This is a genomic window from Gracilibacillus oryzae (assembly GCF_009498735.1).
Lineage (GTDB): Bacteria > Bacillota > Bacilli > Bacillales > Amphibacillaceae > Gracilibacillus > Gracilibacillus oryzae.
In genome coordinates, this window is record NZ_ML762427.1 from 27,525 (window position 1) to 54,510 (window position 26,986).

The 26,986-nt window shown below is 39.0% G+C and carries 26 protein-coding genes and 1 riboswitch; of the genes, 7 read left to right on the top strand and 19 right to left on the bottom strand.

Annotated elements, in window-relative coordinates; translation table 11 throughout:
* Positions 1-5: 5 nt before the first annotated feature.
* The 7 genes from F9U64_RS07045 to F9U64_RS07075 all read right to left on the bottom strand — a co-directional run bounded on the left by F9U64_RS07045 (position 6) and on the right by F9U64_RS07075 (position 5,822).
* Entirely contained in the window at positions 6-641 is a 636-nt protein-coding gene (locus tag F9U64_RS07045; protein ID WP_153402310.1) for a hypothetical protein, read from the bottom strand.
* 28 nt (positions 642-669) lie between these two features.
* A complete protein-coding gene (locus F9U64_RS07050) occupies positions 670-1,122 on the bottom strand; it encodes a GNAT family N-acetyltransferase (RefSeq protein ID WP_153402311.1) in 453 nt (150 codons plus the stop codon).
* Positions 1,123-1,135: 13 nt separating this feature from the next.
* Positions 1,136-1,333: a DUF3951 domain-containing protein gene (locus F9U64_RS07055; protein WP_153402312.1), complete on the bottom strand. Its 198-nt coding sequence runs from the start codon at positions 1,331-1,333 to the stop codon at positions 1,136-1,138.
* Between the two features lie 13 nt (positions 1,334-1,346).
* Entirely contained in the window at positions 1,347-1,625 is a 279-nt protein-coding gene (locus F9U64_RS07060) for a YkvA family protein (protein ID WP_153402313.1), read from the bottom strand.
* 255 nt (positions 1,626-1,880) lie between these two features.
* Positions 1,881-3,710: a translational GTPase TypA gene (typA, locus tag F9U64_RS07065; RefSeq protein WP_153402314.1), complete on the bottom strand. Its 1,830-nt coding sequence runs from the start codon at positions 3,708-3,710 to the stop codon at positions 1,881-1,883.
* A gap of 79 nt (positions 3,711-3,789) precedes the next feature.
* The gene (locus F9U64_RS07070) at positions 3,790-5,133 is read right to left on the bottom strand and encodes a sensor histidine kinase (protein ID WP_153402315.1); all 1,344 of its coding nucleotides are present in this window, start codon (positions 5,131-5,133) and stop codon (positions 3,790-3,792) included.
* Positions 5,130-5,822: a response regulator transcription factor gene (locus F9U64_RS07075; protein ID WP_153402316.1), complete on the bottom strand. Its 693-nt coding sequence runs from the start codon at positions 5,820-5,822 to the stop codon at positions 5,130-5,132. Before F9U64_RS07075 ends, F9U64_RS07070 begins: the two co-directional genes overlap by 4 nt.
* Before the next feature lie 190 nt (positions 5,823-6,012).
* On the opposite strand from F9U64_RS07075, the gene F9U64_RS07080 reads away from it, so the two are divergent.
* Together F9U64_RS07080 and F9U64_RS22875 are read left to right on the top strand one after the other, a co-directional pair.
* Complete coding sequence (locus F9U64_RS07080) at positions 6,013-6,843, top strand: S1C family serine protease (RefSeq protein ID WP_228275611.1); 831 nt, start codon at positions 6,013-6,015, stop codon at positions 6,841-6,843.
* Positions 6,844-7,266, top strand: a complete 423-nt coding sequence (locus F9U64_RS22875) for a S1C family serine protease (protein WP_228275612.1) — start codon at positions 6,844-6,846, stop codon at positions 7,264-7,266. It begins immediately after the preceding gene.
* A 370-nt stretch (positions 7,267-7,636) separates the two neighbouring features.
* Here the strand turns inward: F9U64_RS22875 and F9U64_RS07085 are convergent, their stop codons facing one another.
* A complete protein-coding gene (locus tag F9U64_RS07085; RefSeq protein WP_153402317.1) occupies positions 7,637-7,993 on the bottom strand; it encodes a TraR/DksA C4-type zinc finger protein in 357 nt (118 codons plus the stop codon).
* A 106-nt stretch (positions 7,994-8,099) separates the two neighbouring features.
* On the opposite strand from F9U64_RS07085, the gene F9U64_RS07090 reads away from it, so the two are divergent.
* A complete protein-coding gene (locus tag F9U64_RS07090; RefSeq protein ID WP_153402318.1) occupies positions 8,100-8,969 on the top strand; it encodes an NAD(P)-dependent oxidoreductase in 870 nt (289 codons plus the stop codon).
* A 38-nt stretch (positions 8,970-9,007) separates the two neighbouring features.
* Here the strand turns inward: F9U64_RS07090 and F9U64_RS07095 are convergent, their stop codons facing one another.
* Entirely contained in the window at positions 9,008-9,334 is a 327-nt protein-coding gene (locus tag F9U64_RS07095; RefSeq protein ID WP_153402319.1) for a YolD-like family protein, read from the bottom strand.
* Positions 9,327-10,580, bottom strand: a complete 1,254-nt coding sequence (locus F9U64_RS07100) for a Y-family DNA polymerase (protein WP_153402320.1) — start codon at positions 10,578-10,580, stop codon at positions 9,327-9,329. Before F9U64_RS07100 ends, F9U64_RS07095 begins: the two co-directional genes overlap by 8 nt.
* 800 nt (positions 10,581-11,380) lie before the next feature.
* Here F9U64_RS07100 and trhO point away from each other — a divergent pair.
* The 4 genes from trhO (at position 11,381) to F9U64_RS07120 (ending at position 15,466) form a co-directional block, all read left to right on the top strand.
* Positions 11,381-12,358: an oxygen-dependent tRNA uridine(34) hydroxylase TrhO gene (trhO, locus tag F9U64_RS07105; protein WP_153402321.1), complete on the top strand. Its 978-nt coding sequence runs from the start codon at positions 11,381-11,383 to the stop codon at positions 12,356-12,358.
* A gap of 101 nt (positions 12,359-12,459) precedes the next feature.
* Positions 12,460-12,939 (top strand): glutathione peroxidase, encoded by a 480-nt coding sequence (locus F9U64_RS07110; protein WP_153402322.1) that lies wholly within the window; start codon positions 12,460-12,462, stop codon positions 12,937-12,939.
* Between the two features lie 243 nt (positions 12,940-13,182).
* Complete coding sequence (locus F9U64_RS07115; protein WP_228275613.1) at positions 13,183-14,820, top strand: ammonium transporter; 1,638 nt, start codon at positions 13,183-13,185, stop codon at positions 14,818-14,820.
* Positions 14,771-15,466, top strand: a complete 696-nt coding sequence (locus tag F9U64_RS07120; protein WP_153402324.1) for a methyl-accepting chemotaxis protein — start codon at positions 14,771-14,773, stop codon at positions 15,464-15,466. Before F9U64_RS07115 ends, F9U64_RS07120 begins: the two co-directional genes overlap by 50 nt.
* A 78-nt stretch (positions 15,467-15,544) precedes the next feature.
* On the opposite strand, the gene ribH is transcribed toward F9U64_RS07120, so the two are convergent.
* The 9 genes from ribH to murB all read right to left on the bottom strand — a co-directional run bounded on the left by ribH (position 15,545) and on the right by murB (position 26,832).
* Complete coding sequence (ribH, locus tag F9U64_RS07125) at positions 15,545-16,012, bottom strand: 6,7-dimethyl-8-ribityllumazine synthase (protein ID WP_153402325.1); 468 nt, start codon at positions 16,010-16,012, stop codon at positions 15,545-15,547.
* Between the two features lie 79 nt (positions 16,013-16,091).
* A complete protein-coding gene (locus tag F9U64_RS07130) occupies positions 16,092-17,234 on the bottom strand; it encodes a bifunctional 3,4-dihydroxy-2-butanone-4-phosphate synthase/GTP cyclohydrolase II (protein ID WP_153402326.1) in 1,143 nt (380 codons plus the stop codon).
* Positions 17,235-17,246: 12 nt separating this feature from the next.
* Positions 17,247-17,882 (bottom strand): riboflavin synthase, encoded by a 636-nt coding sequence (gene ribE / locus F9U64_RS07135; protein ID WP_153402327.1) that lies wholly within the window; start codon positions 17,880-17,882, stop codon positions 17,247-17,249.
* Positions 17,882-18,970, bottom strand: a complete 1,089-nt coding sequence (ribD, locus tag F9U64_RS07140; RefSeq protein WP_266095244.1) for a bifunctional diaminohydroxyphosphoribosylaminopyrimidine deaminase/5-amino-6-(5-phosphoribosylamino)uracil reductase RibD — start codon at positions 18,968-18,970, stop codon at positions 17,882-17,884. Before ribD ends, ribE begins: the two co-directional genes overlap by 1 nt.
* Positions 18,971-19,154: 184 nt before the next feature.
* Positions 19,155-19,306: riboswitch (FMN riboswitch) on the bottom strand.
* Positions 19,307-19,368: 62 nt separating this feature from the next.
* Positions 19,369-20,349 (bottom strand): permease prefix domain 1-containing protein, encoded by a 981-nt coding sequence (locus F9U64_RS07145; RefSeq protein ID WP_153402329.1) that lies wholly within the window; start codon positions 20,347-20,349, stop codon positions 19,369-19,371.
* A complete protein-coding gene (locus F9U64_RS07150; RefSeq protein WP_153402330.1) occupies positions 20,349-20,681 on the bottom strand; it encodes a PadR family transcriptional regulator in 333 nt (110 codons plus the stop codon). Before F9U64_RS07150 ends, F9U64_RS07145 begins: the two co-directional genes overlap by 1 nt.
* A 198-nt stretch (positions 20,682-20,879) precedes the next feature.
* The gene (locus F9U64_RS07155) at positions 20,880-23,126 is read right to left on the bottom strand and encodes a YcdB/YcdC domain-containing protein (RefSeq protein WP_153402331.1); all 2,247 of its coding nucleotides are present in this window, start codon (positions 23,124-23,126) and stop codon (positions 20,880-20,882) included.
* Positions 23,127-23,303: 177 nt separating this feature from the next.
* On the bottom strand, positions 23,304-25,436 hold the full coding sequence (locus tag F9U64_RS07160) for a YecA family protein (protein WP_153402332.1): 2,133 nt from the start codon (positions 25,434-25,436) through the stop codon (positions 23,304-23,306).
* A gap of 484 nt (positions 25,437-25,920) precedes the next feature.
* The gene (gene murB, locus F9U64_RS07165) at positions 25,921-26,832 is read right to left on the bottom strand and encodes a UDP-N-acetylmuramate dehydrogenase (RefSeq protein WP_194287303.1); all 912 of its coding nucleotides are present in this window, start codon (positions 26,830-26,832) and stop codon (positions 25,921-25,923) included.
* Between the last annotated feature and the right edge of the window lie 154 nt (positions 26,833-26,986).

Below are 26,986 nucleotides of genomic sequence, written 5' to 3' on the forward strand. Positions count from 1 at the left end.
CCTTCCTATACTTGTTTTGCTATTTGCCGTACAATATGTTTCTCTAATGAATCAAGCGGGTGACCAATTTCTTTCTTTGATAGACGAGCTGCCTCCACCATTGATAACTGGGCAACAGAGATAATTGTATCGTTATCGCAGGTATCAAGATAATCCATAATTACTTGATTATAGGCATCTTTTCTACCACTCATAATTAATTCAAAGCTGTTCTCTATTACACTTACCTCTACATTTATTGTTTTTTTCTTCTTATCTGCGTATTGATGAAGCCGGGCCATTGTACCTGAAACAGTCGCAGGATTAGTGAATAAAAGCAGTTGCTCGTGATCGTGCTTACAAATCTGTTCAAAAAAAGGCTCATCTATTTTGATAACAGGTATGTTTGTTTGAAACGGAATTTCATCCAGCAGGGCGATATAATTAGTACATGTAATGAATATCGCATCAACCTGGCAAGACAAAATCCAGTTCAATTGTTCTTTTACTTTTATTGCTAGTTCGTATTTCGGCTTCCAATTGATGTGATAGATTAAGCCGGGATCAACAAAGTGAACCAGTTCTGCTTCAAGTGCTGTCAGTGTTTCTTCTATGTATTCAATATTGGAGTAATGTGCATGGAGACATCCGATTTTGATCATATCAAACCTTCTTTCTATGGACTCTGCCTTACAATTCTTTCGATAACCTTAACATATCCACACACTGAATCCCATTTTCGAAGATTTCTTCCTTATAATTTTTCAGGAAAAAGTCTCGATCAATTCCTGTAATGCGAAAACCCGCCTTTTGATAAAAAGCAAGCTGCATGATACTTGAATTTCCTGTTCCCACTTCGATCGTCTTATATCCTGCCTTTTCAGCACGCTCTATCGCATCACTAATTAGTTTTTTCCCGATGCCTTTTCCTTGCATTGCTTCCGAAACGGCAATGTTAACTAGTTCCACCGCTTGTGGTCTTGTTGGCAATAAGACATAGGCACCGACAACTTGGTCTGCCTCTTCTGTAATATAGCAATCTCCTCTTTGGAGATAATCCAATACATGTTCTCTTGATGGATCTGCCAGCAGCAGCAGTTCCAGTGGCTTAACTTCATTGGCTCCTAGTTTTCTGATGATCATGTTAATTGCTCCCTTACTTTTTCGTTCCTTGGTCCTCGTCTTCCGCTCTTATTTCCTGCTCTTCATGAAACTCAACTTCTGTTTGACCTGTAATGTCATCAAACGGGGTATAGAATGGAGTCACATTCTTTTTTTGGATAAATACTTTGTAAAACCCTGCCAGCACTAATATGATAATGGCTAGAGAAATTCCAAGCGTTAAATAAAGCATAAAACCCCTCCACTTATTTTACATCGATTTCATATTTCTGCCGAATAGAAGCTGGAGCCATTTTGACAATCTGCTGCAGGATAATGGTAGCGAGCATAATATCATCAAAAATACCGAAGAAAAGCAAGAAATCCGGGATCACATCAAAAGGAAAAGCAGCATATGCAACAATCAGCAAAATGGAGGCTAATTTTTTTGTTAATGCTACATCTTTCGATAAGAAGAACTCCTTAAAAAATGGGATCGATTTACGAAATTTAAAGATAAATTTAAAACGGCGCCAAAAACGCATGAATTATTCCTCATTTCTTCTTTCATTCTTGTACTTAATCATACCCTTTGAGATATTAGAAAAGCGCAAAGCGTCCGTTCTGCCCCGACAAGCTTAAGCGAAACTGCGACGTGGCGATCTCTGCCACATAGCAGGATCGCTTAAGACCTCGAGGGGCAGGCGCTTGGAGCTAGACATCTCCGTTTATACTTTCTTACATTATAAGAAAAAACCAGCGAAGGTTACTCTCTCCGCTGGTTTGTATGAAAGGCTATATTAGCTTGGTTTCTTTTTCGCTGCTTTTTCCCGTTCGTTTTTGTTCAGGATTTTCTTACGAAGACGAATTGCTTCTGGTGTTACTTCACAATATTCATCTTCATTTAAATATTGGATTGCTTCTTCTAATGACATTTTACGTGTCTTACGGATAGTAGATGTTTGATCTTTATTGGCAGATCGAACGTTTGTTAAATGTTTTTCTTTCGTAATATTCACTGTTAAGTCATTTTCACGATTGTGCTCACCAACAATCATCCCTGCATAAACATCTGTACCTGGATCAACAAAAATGATCCCACGGTCTTCCAGGTTCATAATTCCATAAGTGGAAGCTTTCCCGTTTTCCAATGAAACGAGGACACCTTCACGTCTGCCGCCGACCTGGCCTTTTACAAATGGGGCATACTCTTCAAATGTATGGTTAATAATTCCATACCCTCTTGTCTGTGTCATGAATTCTGTTGCATATCCGATTAATCCACGAGAAGGGACTTTGAATTCCATTCTAACTTGTCCATTTCCGTGATTCACCATGTCGATCATTTCACCTTTACGTGCACCAAGTGATTCCATAACAGGACCTGTATAATCTTCAGGAACATCGATTTGCACACGCTCAACAGGTTCACATTTCACGCCATCGATTTCCTTAATGATTACTTCGGGTTTGGATAATTGTATTTCATATCCTTCACGACGCATGTTTTCCACAAGGATAGAAAGGTGTAATTCCCCGCGCCCTGAAACGATCCAGGCATCAGGAGAACCAGTTGATTCCACACGCAAACTTACATCAGTTTCTAATTGGGATAACAGACGCTCTTCAATCTTACGGGAAGTGATATGCTTACCTTCTCGTCCGGCAAATGGGCTGTTGTTCACAACAAAAGTCATTTGAAGTGTTGGTTCATCAATTCTTAAAATCGGCAAGGCTTCCTGATGCTCTGTCGGACAAACCGTTTCTCCAACGTTAATGTCCTCCATACCCGCAACCGCGATAATATCACCAGCTTTTGCCTCTTGAATTTCCACACGTTTTAGACCGATAAAACCAAATAGTTTAGACACACGGAAGTTTTTCACAGAACCGTCTGTTTTCATTAAAGAAACTTGCTGACCTACTTTAATGGATCCACGGAAAACTCGTCCAATTCCGATACGTCCTAAATAGTCATTATAGTCTAATAATGTGATCTGGAATTGAAGCGGTTCTGCCGTATTGTCAACAGGCGCCGGAATATTATCGATAATTGTTTCGAAAATCGGTTCCATTGTTTCTTCCTGTGTATCCGGCTCATAGCTTGATGTTCCATTTAATGCAGAAGCATAAACAACAGGGAATTCTAACTGATCGTCATCTGCACCTAATTCAATAAATAAATCAAGCACCTCATCGATTACTTCTCCTGGTCGTGCATTCGGGCGGTCAATTTTGTTTAAAACAACGACAGGATTTAATTTCTGTTCTAATGCTTTTTTCAGTACAAATCGTGTCTGAGGCATACAGCCTTCATATGCATCAACAACTAAAAGCACCCCATCCACCATTTTCATAATACGTTCAACTTCTCCACCAAAGTCAGCGTGCCCTGGTGTATCAAGAATGTTGATATGTTTATCTTTATAATCAATCGCTGTATTCTTCGCTAAAATCGTAATACCGCGTTCTTTCTCAATATCATTTGAATCCATCGCTCGTTCATCAACCTGTTCATTGTCACGGAATGTTCCTGATTGATGAAGTAACTGGTCAACTAATGTCGTTTTACCATGGTCAACGTGGGCAATAATCGCAATATTGCGGATATCTTCTCTCAATTGCGTCATGTTTATATTCTCTCCTTAATTAAAGACGTTCATTTTAACAACTTATTAATTATATCACAAATGCACACTAATAATATAGCTATTTCTCATTTTTAACAAACTGTAAACAAAAAACCGCTCCGCCTTCCGGGTGATTCTCTGCCTTAATTGTCCCTCCAGAATGTTCCACAATGGCCCGGGCAATCGCCAGACCCAGTCCTGTCTCCCCGCTGTCACCTTTGACAAATCGATGAAAAAGCTTCTGTAATAGTTCTTCTTCTATTCCATTCCCGTTATCTCTAACTTCTATTCTAATTTGTTTATTCTTTTCATAGACAGAGATTTCCACTTTTGATCTGGTATGTCGAATGGCATTAGTGACAATATTCATTACAGCTTGAAGCATTTTCTCATAATCAAAAGTCAAGGTATGGTTTTCTAACGTTTTTAACTCCACTTCCACACCTTTCTCATTCGCAATCGGGATTGCTCTTGCCATCACTTGATCCATAAAATCTTGTAGTGCAATTTTCTCTTCATTATATATATTGGCCTGACTGTCTAACTTGGCTAATAAAATAATTTCATTAATGATCTTTTTCAATCGGTTGATTTCTTCCACCATTACACTCAGTCCGCGTTCTGCATCTTCCCCTTCAAAGATACCGTCACGAATTCCCTCGGCATATCCCTGGATTGTCATTAATGGTGTTTTCAACTCATGACTGGCATTTTGGAAAAAGTGACGCTGTGACTGAATGAAGCTGTTTAGTTCATTCGCCATTTCGATCACACTTTGTTCTACTTCTTTTATTTCTCCGGTTGCTTTAATCTCTTCCATTTCATCAAACTTCCGCCGCTCAATTTTCTTCAACTGGTGGCGCAGTTTCGTAAGTGGTGTAACCAGTTTTGTTGTCAGATAATGACTGATTAATACCGCCACAATGATCCCGATAAAGAAAATAAGCATCAATCTTCCAATAAGACTTTGCCTTACTTCATGCAAATCATCCAGTGGTGTCAGAAGCACGAGATACTGATGGGAAAATGTTGAATAAATAGGAAGAATGGATACTACAAACCTTTCATTACCTGCCTGCCACAATGGTTGACTTGTATCATTCAGATCATAGCGATCAACCCATGTTTCTAATGTATTCATACCAACAGATGTAAATATTATTTGATCAGAGCTTTCATCATATGCAAAAACTTGTAAATTATATTCATTTAGCATACTTAAAAGCCGTTGAGCATTGTGCGTACTGTTTAAATTTTCCGATAAAATAAAATTAACAATGAGTTCCCCTTTATCTTCTAACTGGCGTTGTTCATCTTTGATAAGCATCTGCAGCATTTGAGAATATATCGTAATACCCGCTATTGTCATGATGATAACAAGCAGTGTTGTAAAGGCGATCGTTAGCTGGTACTGAAGTTTCATGCTTCTGCCTCATCAATATGCAGCCTGTATCCATATCCCCAAACCGTTTCTACAGGGAGTCCGTCCAGTTTTTTCCTTAACCGTTTGACAAGGTCGTCAACCGCACGGTCACTGCCGAAATAATCATCGCCCCATACAATGTTAAGTAATTCCTCTCGCGAAAAAGCGCGGTTAGGCTGCTTCGCAAATATCTCAAGCATATCGAATTCTTTTGTCGTAACATCAATTTCTTCATTTTTCCAATAAACCTGCCTTGCCGCCTGATCCATCTTTAACATATCAATTTCCAATACTGTTTGATTTGGATTAGGCGAGGCCGGCTTTACTTCCGATCGCTTAAAAAGCCGTTTGACCCTGGCAACCAGTTCTCTTGGACTGAATGGTTTGGTTAAATAGTCATCACTGCCTAATTCCAATCCCAGAATTTTATCTACTTCCTCATCCTTTGCCGAAATGATAATAATCGGGACTTCACTTTCCTGTCTGATTTTCTTGCATAATTCATAACCATCCATCCCCGGCAGCATGATATCTAAAATCCACATATCGGGTTGTTCATTCTGTGCTTTTTCCCAGGCATCTTCTGCCCGTTCCGTCAGTGTTACTTGATACCCTTCCTTCTTTAAGTATGCTTGTACAATATTGCGAATGTTCGGATCATCTTCTACCAGGTATATATGCTGATTCATCTGCAAAAGTCCACCTTCCCTTGTTTCATTTATCTTCATTTTCGCACAACTCGCAAAAAAAATTAAGCAGAGTGTGAGAAGAATGCAATCTTACACAATTTTTCTACAATTATTTCATTATTATTCCATTTGAACTGTTTACAATAAGGGTATAGTAAAAATAAATACACACGAAAGGATGGACTTAAATATGAACGAAGAAAACGAAAGACAATCATATACGAATACGAATGAGCCAACTGACCATAAGAAGAAAGACCGAAATGTCGGAGGTATGCTGCTAAGCGGTATAGCCGGAGGTTTAACAGTTGCGCTGTTCAGTGGCGGAATCTTCTTATCTGTATTAAATGACGATGGTCAAACAGAAACAGCCAGTACAGAACCAGTTACTGAAGAAACACCCACAACAGAAACTCAATCAGATGATACAGTCACTGCAACCAATGTGGTTAACAATGGCGAAGAAGTAAATTCTCTCTCTGAGGCAATCAACAATGTATCAGATGCAGTTGTCGGGATATCTAACATGCAACAAGTAAACCTTTGGGAAGAATCAGAAGCATCCGGAACTGGATCTGGTGTCGTTTATAAAAAAGAAGGCGACTATGCTTATGTTGTAACAAATAATCATGTGGTAGAGGGAGCCCAAGAGTTAGAAGTTGTTTTAACAAATGGCGAGCATGTGCAGGCACAAGTGTTAGGGACAGATGCTTTAACAGACTTAGCTGTATTACGTATTGCAAGTGATAAAGTGACAACAGTTGCTGATTTAGGATCATCTGACAGTTTATCAGTTGGGGACACAGCCATCGCGATTGGGAACCCGTTAGGCACAGAATTTGCCGGTTCTGTGACAAGAGGAATTATCAGCGGTCTGGATCGTGCAGTGGATGTAGACTTAAATACTGATGGAATGCCTGATTGGACAACACAAGTTATTCAAACAGACGCAGCGATCAACCCAGGTAACAGTGGTGGTGCCTTAATCAATTCAAAAGGCGAAGTAATTGGGATTAATTAAATGAAAATTGCTTTAGAAGCTGTAGAAGGTATTGGATTTGCGATACCGATTGATGATGCAAAACCAATTATTGAACAACTGGAAGCAGGAGAAGAAGTACAACGACCATTTATTGGTATTAGTGCCGTAGATCTTGATACAGTGCCAGCAAGACATAAACAAGAAACACTAAGATTAGATGAAACCGTTCAGAAGGGTATTGTAATTGCAGATGTAGAAGCTGGTTCTCCAGCGGAAAGCGCAGGTCTTAAGCGTTATGATGTTGTGACAAAAATAAATGATCAAGAAATGACATCAATGCTTGACCTTAAAACGTATTTATACCGCGAAACGAATATTGGAGATGAAGTTGATGTGACTTTCTACCGTGATGGCGAGGAACAAACGACAACATTAACACTTAGTGAGCAGAGCGGTCAATAAAATCTCTATAGAGCTCTACTTGTCAATCTTATTTGATAAGCAGAGCTCTTTTTATTTTCATACCTGGGGTCATGTGAAGTGAGGTTGATGTTTAAAGTGCTTTTATTCTTTAGTGCCTCTCTCATTGCGGCTTAGTTTGATGTTTAAATCGCTTTTATTCTTCATTCACTCTCTTTTTGCGGCTGTGTTTGATGTTTATATCACTTTTATTCTTCAGTCCCGCTCTCATTTTGGCTGCTTTTGATGTTTAAACGCGCTTTACTTTAACTCCCACGAAAGATGATATTTATTCAACAAAAAATAAGGACGGTTCCATAAGTACAAGAGCTATGGAACCGTCCTTATTTATAATCAGCAGGGGGCTCATCAGTTACCCCCTGGTGGTTTGACTTGCATGATCTTTACAGTACCTTGTTGTTGGTATTGTCAGCAGTCGCTCTTCTTCAATTTCCCTGCCGCATACCACACACAAATGATAAGTTCCGTCATCAAGTGCTTCTAAAGCCCTGTTAATATCTTCTAATTCCTGTTCTTCGAAAGTTTCCAATGTGAAATCCCGTTCACGTTCATATAATTCTGTCCCTAAATCAGCGGGATGGTTATTAAAAGAAGTTAACTCTCCAGCTTCTTCAGTCAGAGCCTCTGTTGATTCTTCTGTATTTTGGACAATATCATCTCTTCTTGCTTCTAGCATATCTCTGCATCGTTCAATTGTTGTTTGGTCCATTTTGTCTTCCTCCTTTATCGTTTCTATTCCCATATAGACAAAATTAAAACAAAATGACACCCTGATATATTTTTGCTAAAGTAATAGAAAAAGGAGTGTTTGTCTTATGTCAAAAACAATTGGTTTTATCGGGACAGGTGTAATGGGACGAAGCATGGCACAAAATTTAATGAACCACGGACACGAAGTTCATGTTTACACAAGGTCAAAGGAAAAAGCGGCTGATGTTATCAAGAATGGCGCGATTTGGCAAGACACTGTTGCCGATCTGGCGGGCAAAGCTGAAATTATTATCACTATTGTTGGTTACCCAAGTGATGTCGAGCAGGTTTATTTCGGTCAGGAAGGAATTATCGAGAATGCTCAACCAAACAGTTATCTCATTGATATGACAACCTCCGACCCTTTACTTGCAGAGAAAATTCATCAACATGCAAAAGAGAAGCAACTCCATGCATTAGATGCCCCTGTTTCAGGTGGCGACATTGGTGCAAAAAACGGGAAACTCTCGATTATGGTTGGTGGAACGAAGGATGCCTATCAAGCAGTCCTTCCGATTTTAGAATGTATGGGTGAAAATATTGTTCATCAAGGTCCTGCCGGTGCGGGACAGCACACTAAAATGGCGAACCAAATAACGATCGCCTCTAATATGATCGGTGTTTCTGAAGCCATTATGTATGCCAGAAAAGCAGGTCTGGATCCTGCTCAGGTGCTTAAAAGCATCTCTTCTGGTGCGGCCGGAAGCTGGTCGCTCAGTAACTTAGCACCAAGAATGATGGAACAAGACTATGCACCCGGCTTTTATATCAAACATTTTATTAAGGATATGAAGATTGCGCTCCAATCCGCTAAAAATATGGGATTAAGCACACCCGGACTGGAAATTTCGTTAAAGTTATATGAAGAATTAGCGGAAAAAGGGGAAGAAGACAGCGGTACACAGGCACTGATCAAATGGTTTGAGCAAAATTAAGTGGTGAAGAGCATCCATCTTTGTGATAGATGCTCTTGTTAACTTTCTGCTGATAAGATATTGTCTAATGTTATGGTGATTCGTTCAGCGCCTTCGTTCTCTACCCTGATTGTCTGGCTATAGCGATCAATCCGGATAATAGATACATGATCTGTTTTATATTGACGTTGTTGATAATAAGTGATAGTCACCTTTTTACGCTGGGCATAAGCTTCTACAAGAATGCGCGCATTTTCCTCCAGCTGCTGATCATCAATTTCTTTCTTCTCTTCTATGTGATCTTCCTGCCACATTTCTCTTAATATCTTCACATGCTCTGGCAACATGAGTGATGCCCATTTAATGCTTCCTCTATCGTTATGCATAATGTCCACCTATCTTTCTACTTCTTTCCAGCGTAATTCCCTGGTCAGTATAACTGCTTGCCCTTAAGATTGCGGTCGATCCATATTTATCACGAATAGCATCCATTACATAACCAATATTGGTCTGGCGCTGGTCTTCAAATAAAGATAACTGGATACCGACATCTCTGCTTAAATTCGTCAACGAGACAGTTGCACGTCTTATTTCACTGTAACCATCATAAAACGTATCAAATAATTGCATACAAATCTGATGCATCGCCATTGTTATATTCGTCGGAGCATCAATCGACATTGAACGGCTGAATCCCCCTCCCACCTCTTGCGCATAACCAATGGAGAGGTGAATCGTCCGGCCATACATATGATCTTTTCGCGCCCGTCGGCATGCTTCTTCACATAATTCCAACAATACTGTTCGAATTTCTGATCCTTTATAGTTTCTTAACAATGTAATCCCATGGCCATAACCCTTCTGTTCTGCTTTGGTAAAATCCCCTTCTACCGGACTTAAGTCAATTCCCCACGCATGCCAGTATAACTGCTCTCCAATTACTCCAAACCGCTTTTTCAATTGTTCTAATGGATGGGTCGCGAGCTGCCCTAATGAGAATATCCCCATTCGGTTTAAATGTTTTCGCAAACGGCTGCCGATCCCCCAGATTTTCCCTATTTCAACAGGCCATAATAACCTTTCAATATCTTCATACCGGCATTCTGCAATTCCATTCGCCGCTTTTTTGGCATGAATATCCATTACAACCTTTGCTAAAAATTTGTTTTCGCCAATACCAATGGCACTGGGAATGCCAAACTGGTCTAAAATCCTTTGCTGGATCATTTCCGCAGCATCCGCCGCAGATCCATATAACTTTTCTGTACCATCAAGTGTTACCCATAATTCATCAACGGAATATACGTGAATCGCCTCTTTTGGCACAATTGTCTTCATCATTTTCGTGATTGCCAGGCTGACTTTTAAATACATCCCCATCCTTGCCGGAGCAATAATAATATTCGGGTCATTCGGTAATTCAAAAAATCTGCTGACATTGCTTACACGATACGTTTTTTTTAATGCTGGCGAGGCTGCTAAAACGATGCTCCCCGACCTGTTCGGATCTCCCACAACAGCAAGCATCGTCTTCATCGGATCCATCCCTCTATCTACACACTCGACACTTGCATAAAAAGACCGCATATCAATACAAAGGACATTGTGTCTAGGATACGTTGAATAATCCAATGTCACTCCTCCTCTAAATAAGAACACTTGTTCTAATTATACCACGGAACTCATGTTTGTATACGTGTAAAATTATCCCATATCTTCTATAGGAGGAAGAGCAGGCACACCGCGGCTGTTGGGTAAAATAAATGCCTTGAGGTTTTCCTTTTCTTCTTCTGAAGGCATTTAAAGCTGGTCTGAATACCTTCAACTCTCTTCCTCCTTCCTCTCATGGCATTTAGAGCACGTCTGAATACCTTCAACTCTCTTCCTCCTTCCACTCATGGCATTTAAAACTCGTCTGAATACCTTCAGCTCCCTTTCTCCTTCCACTCATGGCATTTAGAGCACGTCTAAATACCTTCAACTCTCTTCCTCCTTCCTCTCATGGCATTTAATACTCGTCTGAATACCTTCAGCTCCCTTCCTCCTTCCTCTCATGGCATTTAAACAAGTCCATTACCTTGAGCACGAGCTTCGTTTTCTAACCCGCCAAAGTAAAATGTCAACATATTGACACTTTCTTACAGGGTCCTCTTCAAAATAGATTGAGAACTGACAAGAAACGTGATAAAATATCTTCTTGCAAGAATATAAAAGAGGTTGTTCAAAAAGTCCGGTAAAAATGACACATCGTATTTCTTCGTTGGCTTGGTTCTCCGCTGCTCACGTATGAAAAGCATACGTCCGCTGCTCAAACCTGCGCCGCATTGAACTACTCGGTCCTTTTCATCCTCCTTTTTGAACACGCAGTAAAAGAATAAAACCAACCTAAAACATTTATATCTTGCAAATATGAATTGATAGGTGGTAGAAAAATGGAAAACCAAGAAAAGTATCAAGTATTGTTGTATTATAAGTTCGTGACAATTGAAGATCCGGAAACATTTGCTCAGGAGCACTTAGCATTCTGTAAAGACCTAGAGCTAAAAGGCCGTATTCTGATAGCAGAAGAAGGTATTAATGGTACTGTTTCTGGAACAGTGGAACAAACAAACAAGTATATGGAAGCAATGCACAATGATCCGAAATTCAGTGACATGGTATTCAAGATCGATGAAGCAGAAGGACATGCATTCAAGAAAATGCACTGCCGTCATCGCCCGGAACTGGTAACCCTTCGTTTAGGTGAGGAAGACGTAGATCCGCGCGAAAAGAACGCAGACTTCTTAACACCGAAAGAATTTTATGAAGCAATGAAAGAAGAAAATACCGTAATTTTAGATACGAGAAATGACTATGAATATGAATTAGGCCATTTTCGCGGGGCAATTAACCCTGATATTGAGACTTTCCGTGACCTTCCTGAGTGGATTGAAGATCACCGCGAAGAATTAGAAGGCAAAAAAGTATTAATGTATTGTACTGGCGGAATCCGCTGCGAGAAATTCGGCGGATGGATGAAAGAAAAGGGATTTGATGATGTCGGTCAGCTTCACGGCGGAATTGTCACATATGGGAAAGATCCTGAAGTACAGGGCGAATTATGGGACGGACAACTGTACGTGTTCGATGAGCGTATTACAGTACCTGTTAACCGAAAAGAGCATGTGATTGTTGGAAAAGATTATTTCGATGGACAGCCATGCGAACGTTATATAAATTGTGCTAACCCGGAATGTAACAGACAAATGTTAGCATCTGAAGAAAATGAACATAAATACATGCGCGGATGTTCACCTGAATGTCGTGTACACCCTCGCAGCTTATATATAAAAGAGCATGAGTTAACAGAAGAAGAAGTTCAAGCACGTCTTGACCGTATTGCAGAAGAAGACGGTGTGACTCACGCATAATTGGAAAGGCATGCCATTATGGCGTGCCTTTTTGTTATGAGCATAATACGATCAATTGCTGTAAGATTATGCTAACATCTTGATTAAAAGGAGGAATGACTATGTCAGTCTTTGATATCTCAGTTGAAACAGTAAACGGAAGCGAAAAAAAGGTAAATGACTATAAAGCGAAAGCTATCATTGTTGTTAATACTGCGAGCAAGTGCGGCTTTACCCCTCAATTCGACGGACTGCAGGAATTATATAATAAATATAAAGAGGATGGATTGGAGATTTTAGGTTTTCCAAGCAGCCAATTTATGAACCAGGAACCAGGTTCAAGTGAAGAGGCAGAGGAATTTTGCCGGCTAAACTACGGGGTAAGTTTCCCGATGTTTGCCAAAATCGATGTACGCGGAAAAAATGCCCATCCGCTCTTTAAGCATTTAACCAAAGCTGCCCCCGGCATTATCTCTGATCAAGTAAAATGGAACTTCACAAAATTCCTCATTGACGGGGAAGGCAATGTAATCAAACGTTACGCTCCAAAGACAGAACCAAAAGATATAGAAGATGATATAAAAGAACTAATTTATAAATAGCAACTAACTTGACGGAGTTTTTTATACTTCGTCATTTTTCATGCCATTGTCTCCCTCTCCTTCACAATCTAACCCTGTTAATCCATTCTCATTTGTTAACCAATGAAATATACTGTCAGATAATCTCCCAATAAACATGACGTTTTATCTACCTATATAGTAATATCGACTCACGTTATAATTCTATTTAGTAATAAATACAGCATAGACTTCATAATTCACTATTTCGAAGGGATGATCTTTATGGAAACGTTGCAATTGCACTTGGACTTTGTATGGTTAATACTTGCCTCCATATTAGTCTTTTTTATGCAGGCCGGTTTTACCGCCTTAGAAGCAGGCCTTGTCAGAGCAAAAAATTCGATCAATGTCGCAATTAAAAATGTCAGTGATTTATTAATTGCATCCGTAGTCTTTGCATTGTTTGGATTCGGCATTATGTTCGGAGATTCAGCATCTGGCTGGTTTGGAACAGATTTATATTTCTTTCAAGGATTAGATACAGACCCATGGAACTGGGCTTTTTTATTTTTTCAAATTGTATTTGCAGGTACTGCTGCTACCATTGTATCTGGTGCCATAGCAGAAGGCGTGAAGTTTGGTGTTTATTTAATCGGAACATTCTTTATTGTCCTCATCATTTACCCTGTATTCGGTCATTGGGCATGGGGAAGTTTGCTAAATCCTGACCAGGCTGGCTGGTTAGAGCAATTGGGCTTTGTCGATTTTGCAGGTTCCACTGTCGTTCATTCCATTGGCGGCTGGGTGGCATTAGCAGCAGCGATCGTTGTCGGTCCACGAGTAGGAAAGTATGTTGACGGAAAAGTCCATTCAATGAAACCATCTAATGTTGTCCTGGCGGCACTTGGTGTATTTATTTTATGGCTGGGATGGTTCGGTTTTAATGCCGGTTCTACTGCGACTGGTGATACATCCATTGCCCAGATTGCATTAAATACACATTTAGCTGCAGCTGCCGGGGGATTATTCGCCATGATTACTAGCTGGATACTGTTTCAACAACCAAAAGCAGAGGATATATTAAATGGAGTTCTGGCTGGATTAGTTTCTGTAACAGCAGGTGCTGCCGTATTAACACCATTAATGGCACTAGTAGTTGGAGCAATAGGCGGGATTATAGTTGTATTCTCTCTTATTTTTATCGACAAGGTATGGAAGATTGATGACGCAATTGGCGCTATTTCCGTTCACGGCGTGTGCGGGGCATGGGGTACTTTAGCTGTCGGATTATTTGGCACAATGGCTTTATTACCCAACGAAACAAGAATGGAACAGATTCTAGTGCAAGGACTTGGTGCAGCTGTGGCATTTGTATGGGGGTTTGTCCTTGGATGGATTGTTTATAAAACGCTTGGATTATTTATGACCATTCGCCCCAAAAAAGAAGAAGAGATTCAAGGTCTTAATGTCAGTGAACATGGAGCATCGATCGCTATGGTTGATACAATTCAGTCCATGCAGGATATCGCGAATGCAGCAGGTGACTTAACCAAAACAATGAAAGTAGAGCCAGGTGAAGATACTTATGAATTAAATCATGCTTTTAATAAATTATTAAGTCAACTGAACACATTGATAAATAAAGTAAAAAAAGCGTCCTATTATGTTGAATACTCTTCTGTAGATTTAATCAATGTAACAACAGATCTTAAAGAAAAAAGTAAAGAACAAGTAGAAACAATCGAAACGACCCATCAAGTGTTTTTGAAAACTGATAAGAAGCTGGAAGAAGAATTAGAGCGAGAAAATGAAGTGATCGCAAGCAACCATTCAGCAATTCTTTTCTTCTGTCGAGCATGTCGGCGAAAAGGTGGAAACATTAACAGAAGAAATGCAAAACATCCGAACAATTATGGATGAAATAACCCAAACCAATGGTGAAGTAAACAAAACGATTGATCATTATCAAAAACAAACAGCTCAAGTACAGCAGTTTTCGGATAGAAGTGATACAGTTATGCAAGCAATTCATGACATTGCAGAACAAATCAATCTGTTAGCATTAAATGCGGAAATTGAAGCAGCACATGCCGGAGAGTTTGGGAAGGGATTCGCTGTTGTTGCTGCAGAAGTACGGAAATTAGCAAAGCAGTCTAAACAATCTTCATTAGAGATTAAAGAAATCATGGAAGGTACTGTTCATACGATACAAAAAGAACAAACAGGATTTACGAGATTGTCATCCAAGTTACAAAAACTCTCCAATCAATTGCTCTTTATGCCAGATAAATTTCATCAGATGGATGATGAAGTGAATGACATTCATGCTATTATGAATGATTTTTCGGTGAATCTGCAATTAATGAGCAAGGATACATCTGAAATGCTTGAAAGCAAACATGAGCAAAAAATTAATTTCCAGCATATGAGTGAAAAAATAGAAAAGATATTTGAACAAATGAAAGAAAGTGATGTATCGATTGAAGATATGACTGAGAAAATCAGACATATGAAAGAGGAAAGCATGACACTATCACAAACAGTCAAAAAGTTTAAAACAACCTGATATTAGTAGAAAAACTTGCTTTGAGTATAAGAAAAGAGCTGTAAAAACGCCATACACGTTTCACAGCTCTTTTTCCTTTTAGCCAATTTCTTTTAACAGATTCGCCATTTCAATCGCAGAAACAGCCGCTTCTGCTCCTTTATTCCCTGCTTTCGTACCAGCTCGTTCAATTGCCTGCTCAATGGTATCTGTTGTTAAGACACCGAAAATCACCGGAATGCCTGCATCCATTGATACACTTGCCACACCTTTTGATACTTCATTGCTCACATAATCAAAGTGCGGAGTAGAACCTCTGATCACTGTCCCTAAAGTTACCACTGCATCATATTTTCCTGATGCCGCCATTTTCTTCGCAACCAGTGGGATTTCAAATGCTCCAGGTACCCAGGCAACATCTACATCATTTTCCACTACGCCATGGCGACGGAACGCATCTTCCGCACCGCTCAGTAATTTACCTGTAATAAACTCATTAAATCTCCCAACAACAATCCCTACTTTTAACCCTGTACCTACTAAATTCCCTTCGAATGTTTTACCCATGTTAAATTCCTCCTCCATTTTGGTTGTGTTTTACATGTAATAAATGATCTAGTTTTTCCACTTTTGTTTGTAAGTATTTTTAATTGTTTTTATTGGAGGGAATTTCGATTTCTTTTCTTCCAACCAATTCCAGTCCGTACTCTTTCATGCTGGATAATTTACGCGGATTATTTGTCAGCAAATCAATTTTGCCAACACCTAAATCTCTTAAGATCTGCACACTAATCGCATAATCTCTTAAGTCGTCAGGAAAACCGAGCTGATGGTTCGCTTCCACCGTATCATAGCCTTCTTCTTGCAGTTTATATGCTTTCATTTTATTAATAAGGCCAATTCCTCTGCCTTCCTGACGCATATAGACAAGAACACCTTTTCCTTCTTTTTCAATTTCGCGCAATGCTTTTTCGAGTTGCGGTCCGCAGTCACAACGCTCGGAACCAAACGCATCACCAGTCAGGCATTCCGAATGTACCCGTACAAGTGTAGGTTCTTCTGGCGTTATCTCCCCTTTATATAAGGCAACATGCTCTTGGCCTGTATATTTTTCCGTATAGGCAACCAGTTTAAAGTCACCATAAGCTGTTGGCAGATTAATTTCCGTTTCCTTGACGATCAGCTGGTCATATCGCTTCCGATATTGAACTAGTTCACTGATCGAGATCATCGGCATCTGATGGGTTTCCGCAATCTTCTCTAAATCAGGTCTGCGCGCCATTGATCCATCTTCCTTCATAATTTCACAAATGATCGAGACTGGTTTCGCACCAGCTAAACGAGCTAAGTCGACTGCTGCCTCTGTATGACCTGTTCTTTCCAAAACGCCAGCATCTCTTCCAACTAGAGGGAATATATGCCCTGGCCGTTTAAAATCAAAAGCAGTTGTTTCATCATCCACTAATTTCTCGATCGTTAATGATCTTTCCTGAGCGCTTATTCCTGTATGGGTTGTATGATAATCGATACTGACTGTAAAATTTGTGCCATGATCATCCGTATTTCTCGCAACCATTGCCCCAAGCTGAAAGCGATCGGCATACTTTTGTGACATTGGCACACATATAAGGCCTCGCCCTTCTTTTGCCATAAAATTAATAACCTCTGGAGTGACCTTGTCTGCTAATGCCAAAAAGTCTCCCTCATTTTCACGATCTTCATCATCTACCACAATAATGATCTCACCATTTTTCAATGCTTCAATTGCTTCTTCCACCGTATGTTTCATCACAGTACCTCCTTAAAAGCCGTACTGCTTTAATTTGTCTTCTGTTAATCCTGTTGGTATGTTATCAGAAGTTTGCAGTAGTCTTTCCATATATTTTGCTAACATATCATATTCTACATTGACAATATCTCCGCGACCCTTTTCCCCTAAAATAGTTGCCGCCTGTGTTTCGGGAATCAATGAAATGGTGAAGCCTTGCTCATCAACTCCAAAAACAGTCAGAGAAGTACCATCAACACTAATCGAGCCTTTCATTGTAATATACCTTGTTTCCGGTACAGTAATAGCATAGTATTTCGCATTATCTTCCAACCAGGTTCTTGCAATGGTTCCTACAGCATCAATATGGCCTGAGACAAAATGCCCGCCAAATCTGCCATTAGCATGCATAGCCCGTTCCAGATTAACAATCGATTGTGTTTTTAACCGGGACAAAGAAGAACCTCGAAATGTTTCTGGAATCACATCTACGGTGAACCAATCAGCAGCAAAGTCTGTTACGGTCAGACAGACACCATTAACAGAAATACTGTCCCCAATCGACACATCTTCTGTCACCTTTTTCCCTGATATCTTCAGCTGCAATGCTTGATTTGACTGGTTAATTGATTCAATTTTGCCTTTTTCCTCAACAATCCCTGTGAACATTAAGACTCCTCCTTCCGTTTCGCAATAACTTTCAGATCTGGACCAATTTGTTCATAAGAAGTAAATTCCAGCTCCTCTGCCTCTTTCATTAGTAAAGGAGAGTTGCCGCCAACAACGGAACGTGCATCTTGTCCTCCTAATAATTTGGGCGCAATATACCAATGGCATTCATCGAAAATTTTCGCTTGAAGAAATGCCTTGTGAATCGTGCCGCCGCCTTCTACATAAAGAGACTGAATCTCATGCTCTGCCAGGATTTGCATTAAGTCAGGCAGGACAATTTCGTCAGTGATCATTTGCAAAACTTTTACATTAGGATAATTCTGCTCAAATTCCGCTTTATTTGCATGAGCACCGCAGACCACCCACGTTGATGCTTCGTCATTAAAAACAGCATAAGAACCTTCCAATGACAAATGTGTATCTAATATGATACGTACAGGATTTTTTCCGCCTTGAGGCAGTCGGGTTGTTAAACTGGGATTATCATATTCCACTGTCTTCCTGCCAACCAAGATCGCATCATGACGGTGTCTTTCTTTATGTGCATCCATGCGTGCTTCGGTTGAGGTGATCCATTTACTGTCACCAGTAACCGTTGCTGTCTTGCCATCAAGTGTCATTGCTGCTTTCAAAGTGACAAAAGGACGCCTTGTTTTCATATAATGGAAAAAGTGTTGATTTATTTTCAAAGCCCGTTCTTCCTGAATACCTGTTTCTACTGGGATACCTGCAGCTTCGATAATCGCTATCCCTTTCCCCGCTACTTTTGGGTTAGGGTCAAGACAAGCAATAAATACTCTTTTGATCCCTTTTTCAACAATTAACTCTGCACATGGCGGGGTCTTGCCATAATGAGCACAAGGCTCTAAAGTAACATAGATATCAGCACCCTCTGCCCTATCACCTGCTTGTGCAATGGCATGCACTTCTGCGTGCGGCCCGCCAGCCTGCAGATGTGTTCCGACTCCAAGCAATACCCCATCTTTGACCACAACAGCACCAACGGAAGGGTTAGGGCTTGTTTGTCCAATGGTAGCTTCTGCAAGGCTTAACGCAAGATCCATCCACTCTTCTTTTGTTCTCACATGCATCAACACCTTTAATCAATAAAATCACAAAAAACCCTAGGATAATATACCTAGGGCTAAAATTTATATTCATAGTAAAGAACTTGGTTTTAAGAATGCAATTTTTCATCGAGGAATAAAAGCACAAAGAAACAAATGTGCTCTCATCATTTTCCCACAGAAAATAAGACACTTCTCCACCATTTTCCTTTTCCCATCCAGACTTTCACTGTCGGCTTTGGATTCACACCAAATCCACCTTCACATTTTCACAAATGATCCGGGTCACGGACTTAAAAGCAGATTTGCTTTCTCACCGTCGGTCGGGAATTGCACCCTGCCCCAAAGGAATCATGTACGTATTTAATTGTTTTTAGTATATAGAAAAATCGTTAAGATTGCAAAGAAAGAGTTTCTTATTTATCCTTTCTCCCTAAAATAGCATAAGCACCGCTGAACATGGCAGATATCAATGCCGCGATCGGGAAAATGATCCAGTTAATATGCCATAAGTGATAAATGAAACCACTTATCAGGAAAATAATGACGGCTAATGGCCAGATAATTGAAGCTACAGCATCATTCATACGCTCTTCATTATGGTCTTGATTAGTCCAGCCATTTGCTTTCTTAGTTTTTAATAACCTGTTGTAGGCATCATATACACTGCCAAAATAGACAAACAAATATACCGCAATCGAAACAAGGATTAACATAATAACGACACTAAAAATAGCAAAATTTTCTCCAAATGTCAGCAAAGTAAATAACACAACTGGTGATAAGATAATTAAAACAACGCCAATAATTAATGTCAGCATAAAAGTTGGCTGAAAAGCCCTTTTCTCATCTTCGATCCTTTCTCTAACTTGATAGGATAAATCAAAATTGCCTTTCGAACCAATATGCTTAAATTTATCTAATTTCAACCCGCCATAGATAAATAAACCAACTGCTGTCGCTACAAAAACTAACAGAATACTTATACCTGCTAAAACCCCAATTTCTTCACTGATTTTAAGAAGGCCGCTTTCCATCAGTCCAATAATCAGAACAAGTACTGCACTACCTAAGATACATAAAACTGCACCCACTCCTATCCATTTACTTGCTGTTCTTGTTGAGTGGAGATAGTTGTCGACCTCTGATTCTGTTAATACTTGCTTCGCTTCCTCATCTTTTATTTCCGACAACCCAAACTCCTCAATTATCTCATCAATGTTACCGAATTCCGAAATGACAATTCCGATTGCTTCATTTTCCGATTTACCTGCCTGTTTTAATTCATAGTATTTATCTTCCATGTTATTAAAAAGCTCATCTTTTAACTCTCTCATTTGCCTTGTATTTGGCAATGAAGCAAACATGTTATCTAAGTAACTAATAATGGTATCCATTACAGAAATTCCTCCTTAATAAATCGATTGATAACTTCTTTTGTCAGTTTCCACTCTTGGCACTTCTCTTGATAGTACTGCAAACCCAAACCGGTAATCTTATAATATGTCCGTTTTTTTCCATGAGTTTGCTTTTGATGAAAAGATTCAATATAACCGTTTTTCATTAACCGGTTGAAAGCAGAGTAAAGGGTTGTCTCCTTGATCACATACTTTTCATCTGATAATTCTTTAATTTTCTTTGAGATTTCATAGCCATATGATTCTTTCTCTAATAATAAATATAGAATAATGGTGTCATTGTACCCTCTAATCACATCACTGCTGATCAAAAGCTGATCCCCCCTTTCTTTTCAACCAACTATTGATTTTACTATGTCTGTCGTACTTCATCTGTCGTAGTAATTTTATTTTACCACAATTACTACGACAGGTGAAGTAAAATATTACAAAACAAACCAAAAAGGGTAAATGGCCTAAAAAAAAAGCCGTCTAAGGAAACCTATTTCCTTAGACGACAGTCCTTGTATCTAATCCACTGACCCTCTTACTGTTAAATACTGATAAAAAATCTGAGCTGCCTGAGCACGAGTTACTTCCTGTTCTGGCTTGAATTCATCGCTGGTTGTTGACATGATATTTAAATAATGTACAATCGCAACATATCCTGCTTGTTCCTCTGATGAAATATCTTGATAAGGGTGCTGGAACATATCAGCATAACCTGCTATTTGATCATACTCCAGTGCATGGACAAGTAATTGAGCTAATTCCATTCTTGTTACAAGCTCATTCGGTTTAAAATTCTCATCTTCCTGATCTAGGAATCCTTTGCGAATCGCTTCTTCTACATAGGAGAAATATTCGTTTGTTGCAGTAACATCATCGAAGCTTCCTTCAGAATTGGCATATTTGGCACCCATATCATAATAGTATAACGGATCAGGATTATTAGCTAACATGAGCATTTTTACCATCTCACCTCTTGTGATTGGCTGTTCCGGGTGAATATTTCCGTTTTCGTCAATTGGAATTGCCCCGTAAGCGATCATAAGCTTCAATGCTTCTTCTTCCAGCAGTCCTTCAATATCATTTGCTTCCGGATTTACTGTCACAATTTCATCCGTCAGGCGCGAATGCCAATTTCCGGTTTTCGCATTCAAATATACAGCCTGATCAAACACATGCAAATTATCGAGGAAATAAACTTTGCGATAAGTTTCCTTATTTTCTTGAGAATCATCTGCTATCATTTCCCATCCCAGGTCGATTTCATACCTTTCCAAAAAGCGCTCAAAAGCAGTCTCTTTTGAAATCACGTCATCAAATGAAGGGAATGTCACATTATTTTGCCAGCTTTGATAATAATCAACTAATTTTCCGTCAATCGCTGAAATACTGACATTTATCGAGTCACCACGCACCGGAATTCCATTCTCTTTGCGTTGGAAAGTGAACAGATGATGTTTGCTTCTCCCATTATTGTTATTATATTCTGTCGCATTATAGTATATATTGTCAGCTTTTTCAGGTGCAAACTGTTTGATGATTTCTATCGCTTTGGCTTTTGCCTCTTCGTAACCGACAACAGCCTCATCAGCTTCCAGATCTCCATATAATTGCGGATCATTCACAAAATAGTGATAAACCTCTCCTGTCGTTGCATTTAAACTTATGCTGACAGAATATGTGTCATAATTTTCCTGTCCCTCTGTCGTTTCAGTAAATGTTAAATCCCATGTTGCCGGTTGATGGTCATCTTGGTAGTACTGAATATTATCTATAACCATTTCTTCTGGAATGCCGGCAATCTCTCTCGCTAATGTCTCTGCTTCCTGTTCTGTCATGATGCTTTGAATCATACGTTTTGGCTGAAGCGGTTCACTTACAACAGCTTCCTGGTCAATTTCTTCTCCATGCTCCTCTGTTTCACCCTGTCTATTGATCCATTCCCCTGTCGTTGCATCCAAGTATGGATAATTATCGTTTAATGCATATTCCAGAATCATTTCACCTGATCCATCATTTGCCGGTCGGTAAAATCTATCCAATGAGTTGTATTGTAGTTCAACAGGCAATTTTTCCTGAAATAAAGAAAGCGCCTCGTCTGTTGTATAATTGACCGCATTTGATTCAAGTTCAATATGGTGGTCCCAGCTGCTGTTAAAAGATACTAATTCATTACTTCCATTTATATTAATCTGTACTTGATTGTTAGAAAGCGGAACACCGTCAATTACTCTGTTATATTGGTAGGTGTGAACAACTTGGTCTGTCAGTGCTGGCTTTTGTGGCTTAGTAGAAGGATCGAGCTTGATTTCTCCCTTAATATCTGAAAAATATTGATTAATGATTTCGTCTGCTTTTTCCTTTCCTTCCTCCCATGTCACTTCAGGAGGGTAGGAAGGCGGCTCTTCTCCCTCTACATTCCTGTCATAACTCGTTTCTAATACCTTGCCGTTCGTCGCATTAATGGTAATATGATAGAATTCCCAATTTTCCCCTTCATTCTCTTCATAGTGGATATTCCAGACAGGGATATTATCACGGTACCAATTCTGCTCATAATAGTACTGAGCATTTGCTAACTCTTCCCCAAAGAAAGCTTCTGCAATTTGCAGGGCCTCTTGTTGTCCGATTGCCTGGTTTTTCTCTTCCACCTGTTCTTCGACTGCTTTTTCACTTGTTATCTCAGCATATGTAGTAATAGGTGACAATGGTGTAAGAACGGATAAACTGATTCCAGCAGTAAATAAAGCGATTACTTTTTTATTCATTATTTTTCCTCCTCTTACATTATTTTAACTCTACCTATATGTCGATTGTACCATAAGAAAAGTTACAACAAACTATTATTTTCAAAATAAAGGAAGAATTTGATCAGGAGTGATTAGAGTTGCGAAAAATTGTGGGTAATAAAAAAGCCTGCACCAGTCAAGAGTGCAAGCTTCATATTAATCTATATCAAAGTAAATTGTCTCTATATAGACACTTTTCCATGAATTCGTTGTTTTGTCCTTCCCAATGTTTGTAACTAGTACCATGCCTTTTTCAGCAAATGGGACAGAATTCTCATTTAATAAAATGGTCTGTTTTTTCTGGTCATCTAAATTAATCGTTACAACGGAATCTTTTTTAATCTCAGTCACTTTGTACTGGCCTTTCTTTAACTCGGTAACTTCCAGGCCGTAATTTGACAGTTTCTCTAAGAGAACCTGATTATTCAGGCTTTCTTCAGGAATTTCGAAAAGCATTTCTGCATCCCATATTTGCGCGATTTTTATCAATATTGGTTCATACTTTTTGGCAAGTTGATTGATTTCATCTTCCAGCATAACTTTTTTCTGATCCTGCAGCCATTTCCCTAATGCTTTGACTGTTGTAATAATTGTTTTAATATAAGATTTCGTAATATAGGTGTACATTCTCACAATATCTTTTGCAAGTAAACTCTCCCAGAAATGGAGATCGCACTGTTCCCAGCTTGTAATCGCACGAATCTCCAGTACATCAATTATATCTTTAATGGCATTACGATATTTCCGCTCGGTCGCTTTCGCTTTACCGTCGGTTTTCTCTTGGTAGAAAGTAAGTAAATCCTTTGCATAGAAAGAATAAATCATTCTATCTCTAATCCCTAAGATGTCGTATTCAGATGCTTCACCTTCTATATTTGTCCTCTCATTCTGGTTTGGAATGGTTGTCAGGATGAATTTAGAAGCTCTCTCCTCACCACCTGTTACAAATGGAGAAATCGGTAAACCAACTTCTTTTCTAGGTGTATTAAAGTCAGGAGAAATACCTGCATCAGTGAAGTGTTCATTCACTACTTTCGTTACTTCATATTCCATTTTTCTGAACCAGTTTTCTGCAACCTCTTTCTCACCATTCTGAACTAGCTCTCTTAATGATTGGCCATACTCCGGGATAGTTTCATCCGGTTTAATGACTGCCATTGTTTGAGCGTAAATACTAAAATATTCAGGAACATTTTTACTTGGATTGGCGACATATTGCTGGATATCCAGTTCACTATAAGTAGTAATCTTTTTTTGTTTATTTTCAATTAACTCAATTGATCCTTCAAGTGACTCAACTTTCTTTATAAATCGTTCGTTTATATCGGGATCATAGGTTGTGAATGTAAGAATATCTTCCACTAATTCTAGTGTTCCATTCACTTTAGCCAATAATACTTCACCATCTATTTGGTTATCTTTATAAATACTTGTATCACTCAGCCAGATATATCTTTTCTTGTTGGCGTTAACCGCTTCTAATGCTAAGTCATGATCATTGCTGATATAATTTTCTACCGTACTTCTATCAAGCAATTTATAACGATATTCATATAATGTTATGGCATTATCAGCATTATTTGTTTTCTCATCATTGGAATAAAAGGCAGCAAGTACTTCTGGATAATAATCTGTCATCACCTGCTCGTTATTCAGACCTGTTTCTTTCATCTTCTCGTCTATCAGCTGTTTGGCATTCTGCAGAGCTTTCGGACTGACGAATGTTCTCACACCGTTCAAATAATACAACTCATTAACAGGTTCTAATAAACCGATTGTGCTTGTCCATGGCAAAACATGTGGTATATTATCTTTAGACTTTGGCAATTGGTAGGTTTGTTTTGAAAAACAATCCATTGCAGTGACCATTTCATTATCCCGCTTTATCATCTGCAATAACTGCGGCTTCATACTAACCCATCGTTGAGCCATTTCTTTCTCTTCGCTTGTTAAACGATTCTCCTCATCTTTTAAGAACCATTCAATTCCGCGAAGACCGTTATCATAACGATAGAAGAAGTGTAACCAGAACAGAAAGAAACCTTTGCTGTTTTTCTCAAAGATATTATTGGTTCTTCTATTGAATTCTGCTTCCAATGGAGCATAAATATTTAACGTTAAATAAGAAACTAAGAATGCATTTAACTTTCCTGCTAATGTTTCTTTCAGTTTATAAAATTTTTCCTCCTTAGATATTTTCAGTTCAACAATTTGATCCTTCTTCATACAACATTTCTTGTATTTCTTGCCACTGCCACAGGGACATGGATCATTTCTACCAACTGTCACTATATATTCTCCCTTTCCTATAGAAAATAACAAATAATCTCTAACATTAACTTAACGTGCACGAAGTTTTATTTTACCATAAAGTGAGACTTTGATCAGAGGGGGTTTTACCCTCTGATCACTAGCGAAACTTATCAGGATGCTTAGCGTCTGTTTATCCCCAGTAACTTCCTTGTGTTACTTAAAACTAAGCGGGGATATTACAGACGGTTAGCGCTGTGATAAAGTGAGACTTTGATCAGAGGGGTTTTTACCCTCTGATCACTAGCGAAACTTATCAGGATGCTTAGCGTCTGTGATAGTAGAATACCCATATTATGAGCTTTTTGTCAGAAATTATTTGTAGAATAGCATTAATATTGAGAATCGATCACCTCTAAAAATCAATAATAGCATAATTTAATCCAATCAAAAAACAAAAACAGTCATTAAAGTTGCTAAATGACGGTTTTTGTTAATTAATCTGTTTCTTTTTTAGAAAATGTTAATCCTCGCCCAGAATTCTCACTTCACGTTCCAGGTCTACACCAAATCTCTCTTTGACAGCTTTCTGAACCATTTCTATTACAGCAATATAATCCGTAGCAGTTGCATTTGTTTTATTTATAATAAAACCAGCATGTTTTTTCGATACTTCCGCTCCTCCTACACCTTTGCCCTGCAATTCACTGTCCTGAATCAGTTTCCCTGCAAAATAACCCGGCGGACGCTTAAATACACTGCCGCATGATGGATATTCTAATGGTTGTTTCGACTCTCGTTTAAACGTTAAGTCATCCATCTCTGCTTTAATTGCGTGATAGTCTTCTTCCTGGAGACGGAAAGTTGCTTCTAACACAATATACCCTTTTTCAGCAATATTACTTGTTCGATAGGCCAAGTCAAAATCTTTCGCTTCCACTCTCTGTACATCGCCTTCCATGTTTACAACTAAAGCATGATCCAGACAGTCTTTAATTTCACCGCCATAAGCGCCCGCATTCATATATAATGCGCCGCCTACTGTACCGGGAATTCCACAGGCAAATTCTAATCCAGTCAAATGCTCTTCTAAGGCAAAACGGGATGCATCAATAATTCTGGCACCACTCTCTGCTATAACGCTGTTCCCGTCTCTTTTTATTGCATTGAATTTCTTTAAACTTAAGACAATTCCCCGAATCCCGCCATCTCTGACGATCACATTCGAACCGTTCCCTAATAATGTGAAGGGGACATTGTTATTTTTTGCATAGCGTATAACTTGCTGTACTTCCTCTATTGTAGCTGGTGTCACAAAAAAATCGGCTTTGCCACCGAGTTTAGTATACGTGTGATTTTTTAGTAATTCATCTACGAGAACATGATCACTATTGATTATTTGTTGTAATTCTTGCTCAATAAGTTGTTTATTCATTCGCAATCAATCCTTTACGATTCTATTGTGCATGAATGCTACACAATTAATCTTTATTATAGCAATAATGAAATATGAACTGCAACACACGAAAAAAGAAGAATTTATCCATGGAAGGCATAAGTGCTAGGTCCACTCAATAATGCGAGTACAA